A 19557-nucleotide genomic window follows, 5' to 3' on the forward strand; every position below is an offset into this window, starting at 1 on the left:
TGCAGCGCCGGCTTTCTAGTAAGATCAACGCCGGCCCCAAGCTGGCGTTTTTCATGACTGGCGGGCGAGGATGGAGAACCGATATGAAGAAGACGATTTGTCTGCTGCTGCTCGCCACCGCGACGGCGGCAGTAACGGCAAGCGCCGGCGAGCCGGTGATCGAGGGCGCGCTGGCGCGTCAGGATTATGCCTATGCGGCGGCAGCGGCCAAGGCAGACATCCTTGATGGCACCGCCACCGACTGGACCCGCCTGCAACTGGCGCAGTTGTACCAGAAGGGCCTCGGCATCCCCACCGATCAGGATGCCGCAATCAGGCTGCTGCTGCCATTGGCAGAAAAAGGCCATGCCGAAGCGCAGTTCTTGCTGGCCAGCAGCTATTTTGCCCGGCTGACGCAGCAACTCAACAATGCCGAATCGGGCAAGCCCGACCCGGCACGCCTCAAGGCACTGGCTACGCTGCCCGCCAGCGAGCGCAAGGATGAAACCAGCGCGGCCAGCTGGCTGTGGAAGGCGGCGATGCAGGAACTGCCTGAAGCGCAGCAGGAGCTTGCCGGCCAGCTCGGGCTGCTGATCACCGGCATCCCGCGTGATACCACTGCCAAGCTGTTCACCGCAGCCGGCAAGGCAGACTGGGTGAAGCCGCTGCAACAGGGCAGCAGCCTGACTTCGCTCAAGCTGCGCCGCGATGTGATCCGCGATCCCAAGCTGGGCGAAATCGTGACGGCCGCCGCGGAAAAAGCCGCCTGCATCGATGAATCACCGCAACTGATGGAGCTGAAGCTGAGCCGCCCGCTGGCGCAGGCGCGTTACCTGCAGCTGGCCACCACGCCGCCCACCAACTTCACGCTGATTGCCGGCAATTGGCAGGAAACATGGGAGTTCGGCAGTTGCGGCAAGCGTTATCCGGTGGCGCTGGAATTCGTTTCCGACGGGCTGGGTGGCGCCAGCTATACCATCGTATCCGCCAGCAAGTAAGCGGCTGCACACAATGGCCCGGCACTGCCGCCGGGCCACGGCATCAACCGTGGGCAATCGCCAGCAAGGGTTCGATTTCAACCTGGTCAATCTGGCTGGGGTTGAGGCAGAGATCTGCGTACTCCTGCCATACCCCGGCGCGGATGAACACATCGAACAGATCAGGATCGATATGCTGATCCTTGCACATGCGCGCCAGGATGGTCAGCGCCTGCGATAGCTTCATGCCCTGCTTGTACGGCCGGTCGCGTGCGGTCAGTGCCTCGAAGATATCGGCAATGCCCATCATGCGCGCCTGTACGCTCATCTGCTCGCGTGTCAGCCCGCGCGGGTAGCCCTTGCCATCCATGCGCTCGTGGTGTCCGCCCGCATACTCGGGCACGCGCATCAGGTGCTTCGGCCACGGCAGCGCCTCCAGCATCTGGATGGTGACTTCGATATGGTGGTTGATGATCTGCCGTTCCGCCTCGGTCAGCGTGCCCTTGCGGATGGTCAGGTTTTCCAGCTCATCGTCGCTGAGAAACGGCCGCTCGATGCCGTCCGGGCCACGCCATACGCGGCTGGCAATCCCGCGGACGCGCGCGATGGCTTCATCATGCAGGAACTCGCCACCCACATTGGTCTGGCGCACGAACGCCCGATCGTCATCCAGACCGGCAATCAATCCAGCGAAATCGGCATCGCTGATCTGCCCCTTGAGCAGCGCGATTTCCGCATCGCGCTTGAGCACCTCGAAACGTGTATCGATCAGGTCGATCCGGTCGCAAATGGTTTGCAGCTTGGTGGCCTTGTCCACCACATGCACCGGCGTGGTGACCTTGCCGCAATCATGCAACAGTCCGGCAATTTTCAGCTCGTAGCGGTCGCGCTCGGTCATGCGGAAATCGGCCAGTGGCCCGCTGCTTGCCCGCTCTGCTGCGGTGGCAATCATCATGGTCAGCATGGGTACCCGCTGGCAATGGCCACCGGTATACGGCGACTTGTCGTCGATGGCCAGGTTGATCAGCCCGATGAAGCCCTCGAACAGTTGTTCCAGCGACTGGATCAACTGCCGGTTGGTCAGCGCAATGGCCGCCTGCGACGCCAGCGCCTCCAGCAGGCGCTGATGGTCCCCGGTAAAGCCGATCACCTTGCCATCCGCGTCGCGCGCGTTGATCAGCTGCAGCGCGGCGATGACTTCGCCCTCATGGTTCTTCATCGGCACGCACAAAAACGATTGCGAATGGTAGCCATTGGCAGCATCGAAGCGCTTGGTGCCGGAAAAGTCGTAGCCTTCCTCGCTATAGGCATCCTGGATATTGATGGTGCGGTTCTGGTTGACCGCCGACGCCACTACATTGTTGTGATTGGGCCGGCCATCCGCGTGGCATAACGGTACCAGCGGGAAATTCACCGGGATGCCGGAGGTGCCGCCCAGCCGGATGCCCAGCGATTCGGTGATGACCATCTCGAACTTGAGCTGCCCGTCATCGGTCACGCGATAGAGCGTGCCCGCATCTGCATCGGCCAACTCCCGCGCTGCATCCAGGATGCGCTGCATCAGGCGATTGACATCGGTTTCGCCAGATAGCGCCACACCGATATCGAGCAGTGCCGTAATCTGTTCACGCAGATCGCCCATATCAATCCACTCCTTCGCCCATGTGGCAAGCATTCACCACCGTGGCGCAAGCTGCAGCAAACGGGTTGGACGCCAGCCGCCCGGCAGGTCGCGGCCTCATTTGATGCACACCGCGCGTACCTGCGCCATGTCGGTCAACCCGCCCAGCACCTTCTCGATACCGTCCTGCTTGAGCGTGCGCATGCCGTCCTGCAGGCCCTGGCCCAGAATGGCGGGAACGCGGGCATGCTCCTGGATCAATGCCTTGACGGCATCGGAACCGACCAGCAACTCGTGCAGCCCCACCCGCCCCTTGTAGCCGGTGTTGGCACATTTGTCGCAGCCGGCCGGCCGGTACAGCGTGAACTTGCCCGCATCGTCGGCAAAACGCATCACCCACTCCTGCTGCAGCTCGGCCAGCGCAGCGCGCGGATCGGCCTGCCACGCGGGCAAATTGGCCAGCTCGGCGCTGTATTCCTTCGCCAGCTGCTGCACTTCGTGCTGATCGGCCACATAGGCGGTCTTGCAGCTGCACAGCCGTTTGGCCAGCCGTTGCGCCAGGATACCCAGCATCGCATCGGCAAAATTGAATGGGTCCATGCCCATGTCCAGCAGCCGGATGATGGATTCGGGCGCACTGTTGGTATGCAGCGTGGCGAGCACCAGGTGGCCGGTGAGCGAGGCTTCGATGCCGATGCCGGTGGTTTCGGCATCGCGCATTTCACCCACCATGATGATGTCCGGATCGGCACGCAGGAACGAGCGCATGATGCTGGCAAACGTCAGCCCCGCCTTCACGTTCACCTGCACCTGGCGCAGCCCCTTCTGGGTGATTTCCACCGGGTCTTCCGCGGTCCAGATCTTGGTTTCCTCGGTATTGAGGTGCTTGAGGATCGAGTGCAGCGTGGTGGTCTTGCCCGAACCCGTCGGGCCGCAAACGAAGAACAGCCCGTATGGCTTGGCGATCACTTCCTTGAGCGTGCTCAGATTGTGCGGTGACAGTGCCAGCTTCTCCAGCGGCAGCGGCTCGCCGGCGGCGAGGATACGCATCACCACGTCTTCCACGCCGCCGGCAGTAGGAATGGTGGCCACGCGCAGTTCGATATCCAGCCCCGGCACGTATTTCTTGAACTTGATCTTGCCGTCCTGCGGCTTGCGGCGCTCCGAGATATCGAGGTCGCACATGATTTTCAGCCGCGTCACCATCGGGTTGCGGTAGGCGGCCGGCACTTCGCGGTATTGCATCAGCGAACCATCGCGGCGAAAGCGGATGCGGGTCTTGTCGTTGCCCGGCGATGGCTCGATGTGGATGTCGGATGCGCCCTGCTTGTGCGCCTCGACGATCAGCTGGTTTACCAGTTTGACGAGCTCGTTGTCCTGCGCCAGCGAGATTTCCTCGGCCGACAGCGTATCGACCTCATCTTCGCCGCCCATGCCGGACAACAGCTCGTCCACCGATTCGCCCGCGCCCACGCCGCTGGCGGTGCCGAAAAACTGATCCAGTATCTGGCGGAAATCCTGCACCGTGCATACGCGGAATTCGGCCTTCCGGCCCGGGAACACATGCCCCACGGTATGGCTGGCGCGGGCTTTTTCCGGATCGGGGCTGATCACCACGATGCTGCCATTGCCCTCGTCCACCGGCAGCCAGCAGTTCTCGGCAGCAAAATCACGCTTGATGCTGCGCAACAGCTCCACCGGCTTGAGGCGATCAGGCTTGAATGGCTCGTAGGGTACGCCGTAGAAGCTGGCGTAACTGGCACCCAGCACCGCAGGCTTGATCTGGTAGTTGGTCATCAACAGCGATTCGAGATCCACGCGCGAGCGCTGCGATTCCTTCACCGCCACCTGCAGTGCCGCCGGCTTGATCGCACCGGATGCCACCAGGCCCTGATATTTGTTGGATGCGGTAAAAGGAAACGGCGTCTGCCGCTGGCGCAATGCCACCGCCAGGGTCTTGGCCAGCAGCTTGATGCCCTCTTCCGCCAGCGTACCGAACGGTGTTTTCGGCACATGGTTGATCAACTGGATCACGCCAACCAGCGTGCCATCCGCCTCGGCCACAATGGGTGCCGCCAGCATCTCGCGTGCGCGAAAACCGGTCTGCTTGTCTACCGTCTGCAGGAACTGCAAGGTGGTGCTATGCGCCGCCAGCTCCTGGATATCGTAGACATCACGCAGGTTGACCAGCCTTTTCTGGTTGGCCACGTAGCCGGCCACGCTGCGGTCGTTCACCGGAATGCGCAATTCCTTGAATCCTTCCAGCCCGGTTTTCACGCGCGACACGATCTCGCGCCCGTCGTCACCCACTACGTAAATGGTAAGGCGCTCGGCAGCAAAGACCTCGCAAACGTCGGAGCTGATCTCCAGCAACAGCTCATCCAGATGGCCGGTGGCGTGCACACGATTGGTCAGCGCCTGCAGCTGGCGCATGAAATTCAATGCTTGCTGTTGATCGACAGGATTGGCAGTCATCGGCTCAGAACTCAAGGGTCTGCCCCTGTTCGAGGCGTGAGAAAGGATAAAGGGCACCGTCACGCAGGATTTCCTGCATGGTCAGATCGGCATCCTGCGGCTTGAGATGGGTAATGAGGATTTCGGCATCGCCGCTGTAGCGTGCCAGCGAGGCCAGCATGGTGCCGGGCGAAAAGTGTCGCGATACGCGCGCCAGCTCGTGCTCACGGTTGCTGAACGCGGTTTCCAAGATCACGTACCTGAGCTTTTCCACGCCGGCCAGCGCGTGCCAGAACGTCGGGCAATCGGCCGAGTCGCCGCTGAATGCCAGCGCACCGGTAGCGCTTTCGATCAGGTAACCGACGGCGGGAATGGTATGCAGCGCCGGCAAAGCGGTGATCATGCCGCCAGTCACCGCCCGGCGCTCACCCAGTGCCATCGGTGCAAACCGGAGTATCGGCGCCTCCGGGCTGGGTATCGTCGAGAAATCCGGCCATATCTGCCAGTTGAAGACATGGGTTTTCAGTATGGCCAGCGTTTCCGCCGTGGCATGCACGGTAACCGGCGTGCTGCGGCTGCCGACAATGGTATCGAGCAGCATGGGCAGACAGGCGATGTGATCCATGTGTGCGTGGGTGACGAACACGTGGTCGATGCGCAGCAGTTCTTCATGCGTGAGCGAGCCCAGCCCCGTGCCGGCATCGATCAGCACTGCGTCACCCAGCAGGAAACAGGTGGTTCTGTTGCTGCCACCAATGCCGCCACTGCAGCCAAGTATCTTCAAACGCATAGGCTACTTGCCCTCGAATACATAAATGCCATCCCAGTCCAGCGGCGGCGGGTTCTGCCGGAAAGCAGCGATGCGCGCATGGAACACCTGGTACAGCCTGCTTTCGGGCTCTGCATCCAGCAAACCCATCAGCTGGATTTCGGCAAGGCCCCATTGCCTGGCACGGTAAAAGCGCAGCACATCCCGGAAGCGGGCAGCGCGCTCCTCCTCGACCGGATCGGCTGTGGCGCTCAGCGGCTCGTAGATCGCCACGGCCTCATCGCGCCCATGTACCTTCACCCAGTCAATTTCACGATACACCACGCCCGGGGTGGCATCGCGGGTTTCCTCGCCAACCAGCACACCGACGCCGTAATGCTTGGTCAGGCTCTCCAGCCGCGATGCCAGATTGACTGCATCGCCAAACACCGTATACGTCATGCGGAACTGTGATCCCAGATCACCCACCGTCATGTGGCCGGTATTGACGCCCACGCCAACGCTGATCTGTGGCCACCCCTGCGCTTCCAGCCGGGGGTTGAGTGCGGTAATTGCCTGCTGGATTTCCAGCGCCGCCTGCACGGCACTGACCGCATGATCCGGGTCGAAAACCGGCGCACCCCAGAAGGCCATCACGCAATCGCCCATGTATTTGTCGATGGTGCCCAGATGCTGGCTGCGGATCACGCGTGAAATCTCGGTCAGGAATGCATTCATGTAATGCGCCAGCTCATCGGCCGGCATGCCTTCGGAAATCTTGGTGAAGCTGCGCACGTCGGTAAACAGCACCGACAGCTGGCGGCTCTGGCCGGTCATCGTGTATTTCTGTGGGTCATCACTCATTTTTTCGACGAGTTCAGGCACCACATACTGGCCGAACAGCTGGGTCAACTGGCGCTTGCGCCGGGATTCAAAGAAGTAACCATAGGCCATGTTCAGTACATAGAGACCGCACACCAGTGCCAGCACGCTGGCAAACGGCATGTCCAGCCGCGCGCCATGCCACAGCCACACATCACCCGCTGCCAGCAACAACAGCGTGGCCAGGCAAGTCAGCGACGCCTGCAGCGGCGCAAACGACAGCAGCACCCATACCAGCAACGGGCCGATCAGCGACAGCAGCAGAAACTCGGCGCCCAGCAGGTAATCAGGCCGCTGCGGCAGATTCTGGTCGAGGATGCCGGCAATCAGGTTGGCGTGGATTTCCACACCGGGATAGGTTTCGCCCACTGGCGTCACCCGCAGATCCTTGAGGCCTGGCGCGGTGGTACCCACCAGTACGATGCGGTCGCGCAGCACATCGGGCGCTACCTTGCCCTGCAATACGTCGATGACCGACACATAGGGGAAAGCGTGTTCACCGCCGCGATAGGGCACCAGCGCCTGCGCATGCTGATCGGTGGCCAGCAGGCGATCACCCAGTTGCAGTCCTTCCAGTGCGATGCCACCGCTGCTGCTGATGACGGGATCAAGCGGCGCATCGCCCAGCGCGGCACGCGCCAGCGCCAGTGACAGTGCCGGGTAGTAACGATTGCCTATGCGGGCCAGCAGGGAAACACGCCGTGTTGCGCCGTCAGTGTCAATTTGCGGCACAAAGTGACCACCATGGCGCACTGCTGCCTGTATCTGCGGCAGGTTGGCGCCATAGTAGCCAGCGGTGACGATGCCATCGGCAACCGGCGCCATCTCGTCGCTGTCCATGACCGGTGGCGGCAACTTGCCACTCGATGCCACGGTTGCATCGCTGCCAAAGTAGAACCCGGTCACCACGTTGCGACCATTCAATGCCTTGGCAAAACGCTGGTCACTATCGAGTTGCGGACCGAGTTTATCCAGCGCGGACCGGAAAGCGGCATTGTCTTTCAGCTCACCGGCGGCCAGCCTGCGCAGCACCGGCAAACCCGAACTGTCGTCCGGTTCGGCAAACACGATGTCGAAACCGGCCGCGCGCACCTGATAGCGGTCGAACAGGGTATCGATCAGGTCAGCCAGCTTGTCGCGCCGCCACGGCCAGCGGCCCAGCGCGGCCAGGCTTTTCTCGTCGATATCGACGATGACCACACGCGGATCCTGCCCGTGTGGTGCGGCCAGCCGCAGCCTGACGTCGTACAGGTAGGCATCGAGACGCTCGAGCACCGGCACCTGTACCGCGCCGATCACATGCGCCAGCAACAACAGGATGCATACACCGCTCAACAACAGCTGGGGCAGGAAGCGCGACAGGCGGCGGAACATGCTGTTGACCCGGTCGCTGGGTGGGTCAGTGGGTGAAGAAAGCCATCTGCACGCCCAACAGCTCGATCAGGTCTTCTTCTTCCAGCTTGCGCGGGCTCTGGCCGATCTGGCTGCCGTTGACCTTGGGCGTCTGCTCGCCCTCCACATGGGTAATGAAGTATCCCAGCGGCCGGCGTGTGATCACCGCCACCTGCACGCCAGCCTTGCCCAGCGTGGTCAGGTTCTTGGTCAGCAGCAGCTCGCGCCCCGAGTTTGCACCGGTCAGCACCTTGATGACGCCGGCACGCACCGGCTCTGCGCTTGCCGCAGCCGGCGCACGGGCTGCGGCGGGCGAGGGTGCCGGGGGGGCCGGAATGGTGGGTGGCACGCGCAACATCATGGTTTTCTCAAAATCGGTGCCGCTGTCGCCACTGGCGGCGTTCTCGCGCCAGAACTTGAGCACGTACTTGCCGATGGTGATTTCGTCGCCATCCTGCAGCAACTGGCGCCGGGTCGGCTTGCCGTTGACCAGCGTGCCATTAGTGCTATCCAGATCCTCGACAAAAACATCCCCGCCAACAGTCAGCAACGCTGCATGCTCGCCGGACACGGCCAGGTTATCGATCTGGATATCGTTATTGGGCCGGCGGCCAACAGTAAACCGGTCACGGGTAAGCCTGAATTCCTTGACGACCGCGCCATCCAGGCAAAGCAGCAATTTGGCCATAAATCTGATCTCTCTAAAAACGTCTCGGCTGTTGTATGCAAAACGCGTGCCATACGTCATTGCAGCAACAGATACGGCATTGCGATGAAGCCGTCATTAACTTAACCAGGATGTCAGCCGCGACCACAGGCCGCCGGGGGCCGGGTATTCGCTCTTGATGGCAACCAGGATCACTGAAATATTGTCGCGCCCGCCCGCATCGTTGGCCATCTGCACCAGTTGCTCGGCAGCCACCGGCAGGTTGGCGCGCAGGGTGCTTAGTGTATCGGCAATGTCAGCGTCTTCCAGCATGTCGGATAAGCCATCCGAGCAGAAAAGATACAGATCGCCGGGTATCACTGCGTGTTCGTGCAGCTCCACGTTCACATCGGGGTCTATGCCCACGGCGCGCGTGACCAGATTGCGGTTGGCCGAATAGCGTGCCTCTTCCTCGGTGATCAGCCCGGAATCGAGCTGCTCCTGCAGCAGCGAATGGTCACGGGTGACCTGCACCAGCACACCGTCGCGCAAACGGTACAGGCGCGAATCACCCACATGCGCCACCACCATGCGGTTGTCAAAAAACAGCGTCGCCACCACCGTGGTACCCATGCCCGCGCATTGCGGCTGACTTTGCGCGGTACCGTAAATCGACAGATTGGCCTGGTGGATCGCATGCGACAGCAAATCGAATGCCGCCGGTTGCGCGTGGCCCGGCAAGGGGCGCTCGGGCGCACTCTTGGGCAACATTTCGCGCAACAGGTGGGTGACGACCTCGACGGCGATGCCGCTGGCCACTTCACCTGCGTTATAGCCGCCCATGCCGTCGGCCAACACCACGAAGCCATCCGCAGCATCGAAGCCGATGGCGTCTTCATTGTGCTCTCGCACGAGCCCGGAATGGGTCAGGCCGGTGATTTCCAGCGCCTGGGTGAGATTAAGCATTGTTTTTGGCCTGTCTGGCACGAAGCCCGGCTTCCAGCTTGGCCAGCGCCGCAGCGAAGTGCGCGCCGGTCTGGAAGCGGGTATCGGCTTTTTTCTGCATCGCTTTCATGATAATTGCTGACAGCATGCTGGGCAGCCTGGGGTTGAGTGTGCGCGGATCTGCGGCGTCGGTATTGGCGATGCGGTACATCAACTCCGCCATCGATTCACCGATGAACGGCAGCGCACCGGTCACCATCTGATACAGCATCACGCCCAGCGAGAACAGATCCGAGCGCCCGTCTATCTTCTGGCCGGACAATTGCTCGGGCGACATATACGACGGCGTACCCAGCACCATGCCGGTCTTGGTTCTGGAGGAGTCGGTGATGCGGGCGATGCCGAAGTCCGTCACCTTGACGATCTTGCTGCCCGGCTCGTACATGATGTTGGCGGGCTTGATATCCCGGTGCACCACGCTTTGCTGGTGCGCGTAATCGAGTGCCTCGGCCACCTGGCGCACCACCGCCAGCGCTTCGAGCAGCGGCAGCAATTCACCGGCCTTGGTATACGGCAGCAGATCGCGCCCCTTGAGGAACTCCATCGCGATATACGCCAGGTCGTGCTCTTCGCCGGCATCGAAAATGGTCACGATATTGGGGTGATTCAGCCGGCCGGCGGTTTCGGCCTCGCGGAAGAAACGGCTGCGTGCCTCGTCCAGCAGCTCCGCTTCGAACTCCTGGCTGAGCGCCATGGTCTTGATCGCCACCACGCGGCCAATCTTGGGATCCACGCCCTGGTAGACCACGCCCATCGCCCCTTTGCCCAGCTCTTTCTGGATCTGGTAGCGGCCCAGCATGGGTTTTTCCACGTCGCCACCGTCCAGCAGCACGGTGCCGCCCGGGCTGCCGCCGCCGCCGCCCAGGATCACCGTTTCGGATAGCTGCCGCGCGCGCTTGAGCTTCTGGTCAAGATCCCTGAATTTGGCATCGAAGCCCGCCATGTAGCGGTAGACGTTTTCTGCCTTGTTGAACTGGCGCTTGCGCTCGAAATCGAGCGCCAGGTTGTAGAGGATTTCCATCAGCGAATCGTCCAGCTCCACCTTGCGGAACTTGTCGAACGCGGCATCGAGCTGCCCTTGCCCCTGGAAGGCTAACCCGAGCATGCGGTTGGATTCGGACGATTCCGCACTGCTCTTCTGGTGTTTTTCCTCGGTCAGCAGGTACTGCTTGGTGGTGAGCACGCCATGCCCCAGCAACAACAGCAGCGCGGGGCCGATCAATGGCACCCACAGCATGCCCTGTGTAAGCAACAAGAAATGCACCGCCAGCAGCAGCACGAACAGGCCGCCGGTAAGCATGGCCGCCGGCCCGGCCTTCAGCCTGGGCAATGCCAGCGTGAGATAAAGGCCGATCACCAGCACCACCAGCATGGCGATGGCCGGCGCCCAGCGCGGCGATACGAAATAGTGCTGCTCCAGCAATGCCGATATCGCGTTGGCCGTGAGCAGGACCGGGGATTCGGATGGCGATACCGGCGTGACCAGCGAGGCCCCCACGCCCAGTGCAGTGGCGCCGATCAGTACGATCTTGCCACGGTATTTCTCCACCGGGATCTTGCCCGAATACACGTCGTAGAACGAATCCACCGCAAACGCCGGCTGACCACCCTCACCACGGTAGAAATACGGACGGAAGCGCGCATCACTGCTGATGGGTATGGTGACATTGCCCAGCGAAATCGATTCACCCAGCGCCAGCCTGATCTGCTGCGGCTTGAGGTTGAGCCCGTAGGCAGCGGCCAGCAGCGGATAAGTGGGGAATACCTGGTCGAAATAGCGTACTGCCAGCGGCACGCTGCGCACCACGCCATCGCTATCCGGCAGTTGGGTATCGGTGGCGATGCCACGTGCGGTGGTGCCCAGTGCAGGGATGGGCCAGGTGGCGGCATTGACCGGCAACGGCCAGCCATTGGCCGGGTCGCCGGCGGGCTCCAGCTCGGTACGGGCGATGAAATCGGGCAACGGTTTATCCGGCTCGCCGCGTGGCTCGCCTACCTCGAACAGCATCGGCAGCATCACGTTGCCGGCCTTGGCAAAGCTGCCGGCCAACTGGGTATCCACATCCAGCGATTTGATCGATGCATCCATCTCGCTGGCGATCTCGGCCGGAAACGATGCCTGCTGCGCAGCCAGCGCCTTGAGCTTCTGCAGTGCCAGCAACCCGCGGTCCTGCTGCGGTTCGGTAAAGAATATCGTACTGGCGATCACGCCGGGCTGGGCGGCAGCGATCTTGCTGATGAATTGCGCATGGATATCACGCGACCACGGCCAGCGGCCGATATTGTCGAGGCTCTGCTGATCGATGGCGATCACCGCGATCTTGGCGTTGGGTACGCGGCTAGTCATGCGCACGCCGATGTCGTAGCCACGGCGCTCGATACCGGAGACCACCGGCGTCAGCAACCAGACGGCCAGGTACACCAGCACCACGGCCAGTGCGGTCACCCAGTCGCGCCGCCATATCCCACGCTTCATCCCGCGTCCCGCCGATTTTCTAGTCATCTATTGATAGCCGATCAGGCCCAGTTTGGACAGCGTGGGGCGCGCCGCTGGCAGCGGCAGGCGCAGATAGGTTCATGGAAGGATGAGGTGCGCAACACCCGGCGCATTTCAGCGCCCCCCATCATGGCACCTCTGCATACGGCAGCCGGCGCTGGATGATGGCGGCCTTGCGCAACAGGCGGCGGTCGCTGCGGTGTGCATCGTAATAGCGCGGGTTGGTCACCATGGCCGCCAGCCGCGCCGCTTGCGCGGCGCTGAGCTGGCTGGCCGGCACCTTGTAGTAATGCCGCGCAGCCGCTTCGGCACCGAACACGCCATTGCCCCATTCGATCACGTTCAGGTAAAGCTCGAAAATGCGCCGCTTGTCCATCACCGCCTCCAGCATCACGGTGATGATGGCTTCCTCCGCCTTGCGCCACGGCGTGCGGCGGCTGGACAGGAACAGGTTCTTGGCCAGTTGCTGGCTGATGGTGGAACCACCCGCCACGATGCGGCCTTTCTTCAGGTTTTTTTCCCACGCGGTCTGGATGCCTTCCCAGTCGAACCCGTCGTGATCAAGGAACTTGGCATCCTCGGATGCCACCAGCGCGCGCTTGAGGTTGGGCGAGATCTGCGCGTAGCCCACCCATTCATGGCGCAGCTCGGCATCCGGATTGGTGGCCTCCAGCCGCGACAGCTGTTCGTCCATGAACGAGGTATCGGACGGGTTGGTCCACTTCCACGCCAGCACATGCAGGAAAATCCACAAGTTCCAGGCAAGGAACAAGCCGAGCAGGCACAGCGTAATACGTGCCAGCCACCAGCCGAATGAATGCCTTGCTCTTGCCATGACCATGCCCTGAATGCAAACGGCCCGGATTATACCGGGCCGCAGCGATTGCCTTACAACGCCGTGCGCAAGGTGTGCAAAACCGGCGCCACCGCCGGCCGCTGGCCGGTCCACAGGAAGAACGCTTCCGCCGCCTGGCCCACCAGCATGCCCAGCCCGTCCACGCATTGCGCGGCACCTGCGCTGCGCGCCTGTGCCAGGAAGGCCGTTTCTTCCCGGCCATACATCATGTCGTACGCAATGGCGCCCGGCTCGAACACGCCGGCCGGCAGCGCAATGGCCTCGCCCCCCAGGCTGGCCGAGGTGGCATTGATGATCACGTCGAACGATCCTGCCACGGCATCGACACCGCACCCCGCCAGCGGCACCGCGATGCGACTGCGGAATTCATCCGCCAGCGCCAGGGCCTTGGCTGCGGTGCGGTTGGCCAGCATGATCGAAGCGGGCTGTTCAGCAGCCAGCGGCAGCAACACGCCGCGCGCTGCGCCACCAGCGCCCAGCAGCAGCACGCGCTTGCCGGCCAGCGTGGTGTGGCGCAACAGATCAGCCACCAGGCCAGCGCCATCGGTATTGTCCCCCAGCACGCGCCCGTCCGCCTGCACCTTCAGCGTATTCACCGCGCCCGCTGCCTGCGCACGCTCGGTCAGCGCATCGGCAAAGCGGAAGGCATCTTCCTTGAACGGCACGGTGACATTGCAGCCCCTGCCACCTGCAGCAAGAAAATCACGCACAGCGGCATCGAAGCCACCCAGCGGTGCCAGCAGGCGCTCATAGGAAAATCCATCCAGCTTGCATTGCGCGGCAAATGCGGCATGGATCTGCGGTGATTTGCTGTGGGCAATCGGGTTGCCGACGACGACATAATTCATGGCTAAACACTTCCGGGATTCAACAGGTTGAAAGTACCGTAAGCCGGCACCGCGTGGTACCGGCTGCGGCATTGCACAATCACGCTACGCGGTCGGCCGATACCAGCAGCGATTCGATGGCACGCTCGAACAGCGGTGCGGATTCCAGGAATTTCGCCCGGCCGCTGGCCAGCAGGCGGCGCAACACCTTGGCGGCAATCACCATGGGCTGGCGGTCTTCACCCATGGTCAGGATCATGGTGGATGCATCCTGGTTCACCCAGTTCAGCCTGGCCACCGCCGGCTTGCCGGCGATATTCACTTCGATGGAAACGCCGCTCTGCAGGGTGGCCAACACATCGGCGTCCTCGTTCTGCACCATGGATGCCGGCTCCTCATCGCCCAGCTCCTGCGCCACCACGCGGTCAAACACCTGCAGGTCCACCTCCAGTTCCCTGATCGCTTCATCAAGGAAACGGGGATCAACGTACGTGCCGCCCTCGGACATTGGGGCAGGGCCGGCTTCCTCGCGCGCAAAGACCGGGGCAAAGCGTTCATGCATCAGCGACAACGGCGGCACGGGCGCCGGGATTTCGCTCACGCGCAATGCGTCCTTGTGTGCCTCCACCAGCCAGTGCACAAAATCCTGCCGCTGCGCCGGGGTCCAGCCGATCAGCGTCAGCCCTTCCTGCAGCGTGGGCAGCAGCGACGGAATCAGCGCAAACAGCTGCTTGCGCTCCGCAGGATCAACCTTGGGGGCGATACTCCAGATCAGATCCGGAATCGCCAGCCGGTAGGACTGCGCGCGCCGGGCATCGGTGCGGCCAGCCTGCTCTATCGCCAGTGGCCAGGTTTTGACGAGGAAATCACGCAGATAGGGTTCCAGCGTCAGGCCCGCCAGGCCATCGGCAACCATCGCCGTGGTACGGGCGTACTGCAGCGTGCGGTTCTCCGAATTCTCCACCGCCTGCGCGGCCTGGCTGACGCGCGCATCGGCGGCACGCAACTCATGCGCAATGAAGGCATCGAGCTGATCGAGCATGGCGGTAAACAGCGAGACGTCGTCATTCGGCTCGGCCAGCAGCGTTTCGATGATGCGGCGGATTTCCGTCACCACCCGTTCACCGCTCGGATCCACTTTCTGCAGGCCGGCGGAAATCGAGCCAATGCGGTTGACCAGCATTCGCGCCGGGTGGTTCTTGTGCGAAAACAGCGCCGGGTCCAGCAGCGCGATCTTCAGTACCGAGAACTGCAACCGGCCCAGTTGCGCGCGTACTTCAGCCGGCACCTGGTTATCGCGCAGGATGAACTCGAACAGCATGCCGACGATGTCGATGATCATCTGTTCGTTGCTATCGCTGGCTACCTGGCTCAGCACCGGTCGCTGCTCGATGATCAGGTTGCGTAGCGCGCCATCCGGATCGGCGATGAGGTCGGGCTGGAAGCTGCGTGCCTGCAACAGCTTCACATCCAGCACATCGACCAGTTGCGAATGTGCCTGCAAAGGCCCGGTGGGAATGGCCGGCTGATGGCGGCCGGAGAACAGCCCGCGCAGCACCTCGCCAACGGACTGTGCGCCACCGAGCCAGCTGGTCCTGGGGGGCGCACTGGCTGCTGCCGCAGCGGCGGCACCGCCCGCGTGCATTGCCTGCACCAGTTGTTCGACCGTTCCGGCATCCACGCGGCCCAGCTGCGCGGCAACAGCGCCACCGGGGTGTTGCACTTGCTGGAACAACGCATCCAGCCGGGTTTGCGCATTGAGCATTTCACCCAGTTGCGCCAGCAGCGCGGCGGAAACCTGCGGATCGGCACTATCGGCGGGTGCCGCACCAACACCGGCCGGCCCGGAATCAGCAGTTGATGCATCGACACTATCGCCAGACGGGATGTCGCCGGCATCGGCACTGCTTGCTGCACCGCCAGCGCCGGGTGTTTTCCTGATCTTGAGCTGCAATTCCGCAGCAATGCCATGCTTGGCCAGCAGCGCATTCAGCCGCTCGTAGATACCGGCCACCCGGTTGAGCATGGCGAGCGAAAAGTGCTCGGTCAGTGCCGTGATCACCTCGGGGCTGTCACTCAACCCTTCAGCCACGCTGACCATGCAACGGGAAAACAGGTAGGGACGAAACGGGTTTTCCCGCTCCTTGATATTGTCCTGCTCGAACAGCAGCGCAACGCGGATGTTCAGATCACGCAGCGCTTCTTCCGCCACATTGCGGAAGCGTGCGGTGGCGGCATCCAGCCGCAATTCGCCTTCGACGGTATTCACGTCGATCAAGGACAGCGAGTTGCCGGAAAAGGAATCGGAAAAGGACGGGCGAAAGGTGCTGTATGCCGTCTGGAAGCTGCGGTTGAGCAACCGCTCCATCGTGTCGAACACCTGGGCATTCAGGCTTTGCGTATGCGTAAGCAATATGGTGCGCGCGTCCAGCAGTTTCCGCTGTTCGAGCATGGACGACGCGTGGTCTGCGCGCTCGAACAGGCTGGCAGCAGCGCGGTCGGCCAAACCATCGAGGTCGGCGGCAAACGCGCGCAAGAACTCGCTGCGTGTAGCAGCCAGCAGATCGTTACGGTCCATACCACCCCATCCCCGCAGCCCGCATCAGTCTGACGGAGCAATCTCCGTGACCGGCTTCACGCCATGCGTGCTGGAATTTATTCTAGTTGATGTTTTTTTATTGCAAATCAGGCTGGTACGGCTGGTTTGCACCCGGACAGATGGCGCACCGCAGCCCAACCTTGCAAGGGCATGATTTTAGCATGGCCGGCCCACGCCATACCGGGCCAAACTTACAATCTCACAATACGCCATCGTCGGGGCCGAGGATCAGCGCCGACGGGTAGAGCTGGTTGCGCACACGCTTGCGGGTCAGCAGCTTCGATTGCGCTTCGGGCGGCAAATCGGTGATGCGCAAGACATTCTTGTGGATCAGCACGTCCACCAGATCTTCCAGCACGCGGATCAGATCCTGATCGAGCCCGCTCAGCGGTGCCGGATCGGCATCCAGCCCGACAAAGGCGAGCACTTCTGGGCTGCGTTGCGGCAAGTATTCGTATACGCCCCCTTCCGGGCTTTGAAACAACGCACTGATGTGACCATCCGGCCCGCGCAGCACATAAGGCATGAATTTCTCCTGCAACATTTGCGCAACTGAGGCGTTGCACAGGCCTTGGCCCAAGATAGGCGAATCTGCTGAAAAACAAAGCCTTTCCATCAACCGGCCATCAGGACGCCTGTTCTGCCGCACCCAGCAGCGACGCAATCGCACGTTCGAACAGCGGTGACGGCTCGGCAAAACGGGCCTGCCCCTGTTCATGCAATTGCACCAGGGTTTCCATCGACATCAGCACCGGTTTGCGTGCGCCTGCGATATGCAGCAACAGCATGCGCTTGTCGGCACTTACCCAGCCCAGTATCGCGTGCGCCGGTGTGCCGTTCACCGCCAGGGCCAGGGCAACGCCGCACGCCACGCGCTCAAGCACGGCGGCAGTACGCTCGACCAGTGGCGCCTGCTGCGCGCTGGCAGCAGCAATCACTTGCCCGATGCGGATATCCGCCACCGCTTGCGCAACGAAGTCAACCTCGACCCCGTGCTCGCGCAGCGCTTCATCCAGAAAGGGCTGCAATACCGCCGGCGCGATCGCAGCTTGCCCGGCCCCGCCGGCAAACACGCGCTCGAAGTGCGGCGCAAAACGCGCACGCAGCATATCCAGCGATGGCACCTGCACCGGATCTTCAGGCGAGCGCAATGCCACCTTGTGTGCATCCACCAGCCAGCGCTGCATTTCATCCAGCTGCGCTGCGTTCCAGCCGGCCTGTACCAGCCCGGCCTTGAGCATGGGCAACAATCTGGGGATCAGTGTGAGCAGCAGTTTGCGCTCGGCAGCATCGCTCTTGGGCGCGATGCTCCAGATCAGCTCGGGAACCATGTGCAGCCAGCTTTCAGCCAGTTGGTGATCGCGGCGGCTGGCCTTTTCTATCGCCCGTGGCCACGCCTCCTGCAGCAGCGATTCAACATAAGGCATGAAGCGCAAGCCGGCCATACCCTGGCGGATGGCATCGCTGGCAGCAAGGTGCACCGCCACGCGCTGCGTTGCAGCGTGCCGGGCTTGCAGCGCACGCTGCGCCAGCACGGCATCATCGCTGAACAGGGAGCGCACCCAGGCTTCGAAGCGGTCCAGCATCACCGTGATCAGCGGCGGATTATCGCCCCGGTCGGCCAGCAAGGGATTGAGCGTACGGCCCACCTCGGCCAGCACGTGCGTGCTGCGCACCATGTCGTTATCGACGGCAAGCGCGACCTCGGCGATGCGGTTGATCAACAATCTGAGCGGGTGCGTTTTGCGTGTGAACAGGTCCGGCTCGATCAGGCCGATCCTGAGCACCAGGAACTGCATGCGCGCCAGTTGCACGCGCACAGTGCGCGGCAGCAGCTCATCGCGCAGCACGTAGGCAAACAGCAGCCCTACCACATCGATCACCATTTGCCTGGCATCCCCTCCGGCAACGGCACTGAGTTCGGCGTGATGTTGCATGATCAGGTTGGGCAAGGCGCTGCCATCCTCGGGCAGCGCCAGATCTGCCGCACCGGCGCCGAGGCTATCGAGCAGCTTTTCCAGTTGCGCGGCCGGGTTCCTGAACGCCAGCGTACTGCCGGCTGCGACACCCTCGCCCGAAAAAACGGCCTGCAGTGTCTGCTGGATGGCGCGGCCGGCAACCGGCACTGTTCCCGCAGCTTGCGCCACAGGCAGGCTGCCCGTCGCCTGCCCTTGTGCGGCCAGCACCTGTTGCAGCAAGGATTCCAAACGACTTTGCGTCGCCAGCAAGGCACCGGGAGACAATGCCTCTTGCCCGGACAATAAAGCCGCTACCGCCTGATCAGGCGAGGCCGGGCCGGCAGTGGCGCCAGCGGGTGTGGCTGCCGCCACGCTGGCGGGGGCCGGGCCGGGCGAGGCCGCCGGTACAGGCTCGGCCTGTTTCTTGATGGTCAGGCGCAGCTCTGCATCCACACCGCGCTGCGCCAGCGCCTCATTCAACTGGGCATAGATCTCTACCACCTGATCGGTGATCGTCACACCCAATGCCTCGGTCAGCGCGGCGGTGACATCGCCAGGCAACTCGAGCAGATCCACCGCACTGACAATGCAGCGTGCAAACATATAGGGACGGAACGGGTTTTCGCGCTCATGGATCTGTTGCTGGCTGAACAACTGGGCAATACGGATATTCAGATCGCGCAACGCCACCTCGGATGCATTGCGAAAACGCGTGGCCAGCCAGTCCAGGCGCAATTCCGATTCAACCGCACCGGTATCGATCAATGACAGCGACGGGGCCTTGGCGGCGCTGGCGAAAGACGGGCGAAACGCATTGTATGCTGTCTCGAAACCGCGATCGATCAAGCGCACCATGCCGCCAGACAGATGCTGCTTGAGCGCCCTGTCGGCATTGCGCAGCGCCTTGCCGGCATCCAGCATCACGCGCTGCGCTTCACCACTGCTTTGCGCGGCACGATCAGACAACTGCACCGCGCAGCGGTGCAGCCATTCATCAACGCCCTGGGAAAACGCCCTGAGGAACAGTCCCTTGGTTGTAGCGAGTAAATCGTTGCGATCCATGCAGGCACTCTTGATCTGGGCCGCGGCGCAGCGCGCGGTTCTGGATAAACCCGG

General features: G+C 62.4%; 13 protein-coding genes. 1 reads left to right on the forward strand and 12 read right to left on the reverse strand.

The window, feature by feature from the left end; translation table 11 throughout:
- Positions 1-83 precede the first annotated feature (83 nt).
- Positions 84-977, forward strand: coding sequence for a tetratricopeptide repeat protein (locus IGB42_RS08235; protein WP_159669763.1), 894 nt, complete (start codon positions 84-86; stop codon positions 975-977).
- Positions 978-1020: 43 nt separating this feature from the next.
- On the opposite strand, the gene IGB42_RS08240 is transcribed toward IGB42_RS08235, so the two are convergent.
- The 12 genes from IGB42_RS08240 to IGB42_RS08295 form a co-directional block, all read right to left on the reverse strand.
- Positions 1021-2598, reverse strand: coding sequence for an HD family phosphohydrolase (locus IGB42_RS08240; protein WP_159669766.1), 1578 nt, complete (start codon positions 2596-2598; stop codon positions 1021-1023).
- Between the two features lie 96 nt (positions 2599-2694).
- A complete protein-coding gene (locus IGB42_RS08245) occupies positions 2695-5052 on the reverse strand; it encodes a GspE/PulE family protein (protein WP_159669769.1) in 2358 nt (785 codons plus the stop codon).
- A 4-nt stretch (positions 5053-5056) separates the two neighbouring features.
- Positions 5057-5821 (reverse strand): MBL fold metallo-hydrolase, encoded by a 765-nt coding sequence (locus IGB42_RS08250; protein ID WP_159669772.1) that lies wholly within the window; start codon positions 5819-5821, stop codon positions 5057-5059.
- A 3-nt stretch (positions 5822-5824) separates the two neighbouring features.
- Entirely contained in the window at positions 5825-8035 is a 2211-nt protein-coding gene (locus tag IGB42_RS08255; protein ID WP_159669775.1) for a CHASE2 domain-containing protein, read from the reverse strand.
- A 25-nt stretch (positions 8036-8060) separates the two neighbouring features.
- The gene (locus IGB42_RS08260; RefSeq protein WP_159669778.1) at positions 8061-8741 is read right to left on the reverse strand and encodes an FHA domain-containing protein; all 681 of its coding nucleotides are present in this window, start codon (positions 8739-8741) and stop codon (positions 8061-8063) included.
- A 96-nt stretch (positions 8742-8837) separates the two neighbouring features.
- Positions 8838-9665, reverse strand: a complete 828-nt coding sequence (locus IGB42_RS08265; protein WP_159669780.1) for a Stp1/IreP family PP2C-type Ser/Thr phosphatase — start codon at positions 9663-9665, stop codon at positions 8838-8840.
- On the reverse strand, positions 9658-12180 hold the full coding sequence (locus IGB42_RS08270; RefSeq protein WP_159669782.1) for a CHASE2 domain-containing serine/threonine-protein kinase: 2523 nt from the start codon (positions 12178-12180) through the stop codon (positions 9658-9660). The genes IGB42_RS08265 and IGB42_RS08270 overlap by 8 nt, the downstream gene beginning before the upstream one ends.
- A 148-nt stretch (positions 12181-12328) precedes the next feature.
- Positions 12329-13036, reverse strand: a complete 708-nt coding sequence (gene mtgA / locus IGB42_RS08275) for a monofunctional biosynthetic peptidoglycan transglycosylase (RefSeq protein ID WP_159669784.1) — start codon at positions 13034-13036, stop codon at positions 12329-12331.
- Between the two features lie 53 nt (positions 13037-13089).
- Positions 13090-13905, reverse strand: coding sequence for a shikimate dehydrogenase (gene aroE / locus IGB42_RS08280; RefSeq protein ID WP_159669786.1), 816 nt, complete (start codon positions 13903-13905; stop codon positions 13090-13092).
- 79 nt (positions 13906-13984) lie between these two features.
- Positions 13985-16462 (reverse strand): DUF1631 family protein, encoded by a 2478-nt coding sequence (locus IGB42_RS08285; protein ID WP_159669788.1) that lies wholly within the window; start codon positions 16460-16462, stop codon positions 13985-13987.
- A 220-nt stretch (positions 16463-16682) separates the two neighbouring features.
- Positions 16683-17009: a hypothetical protein gene (locus IGB42_RS08290; protein ID WP_159669791.1), complete on the reverse strand. Its 327-nt coding sequence runs from the start codon at positions 17007-17009 to the stop codon at positions 16683-16685.
- 100 nt (positions 17010-17109) lie between these two features.
- Complete coding sequence (locus IGB42_RS08295; RefSeq protein WP_159669793.1) at positions 17110-19503, reverse strand: DUF1631 family protein; 2394 nt, start codon at positions 19501-19503, stop codon at positions 17110-17112.
- Positions 19504-19557: the final 54 nt, after the last annotated feature.

This window comes from Andreprevotia sp. IGB-42 (genome assembly GCF_009848685.1).
Classification (GTDB): Bacteria; Pseudomonadota; Gammaproteobacteria; order Burkholderiales; family Chitinibacteraceae; genus Andreprevotia.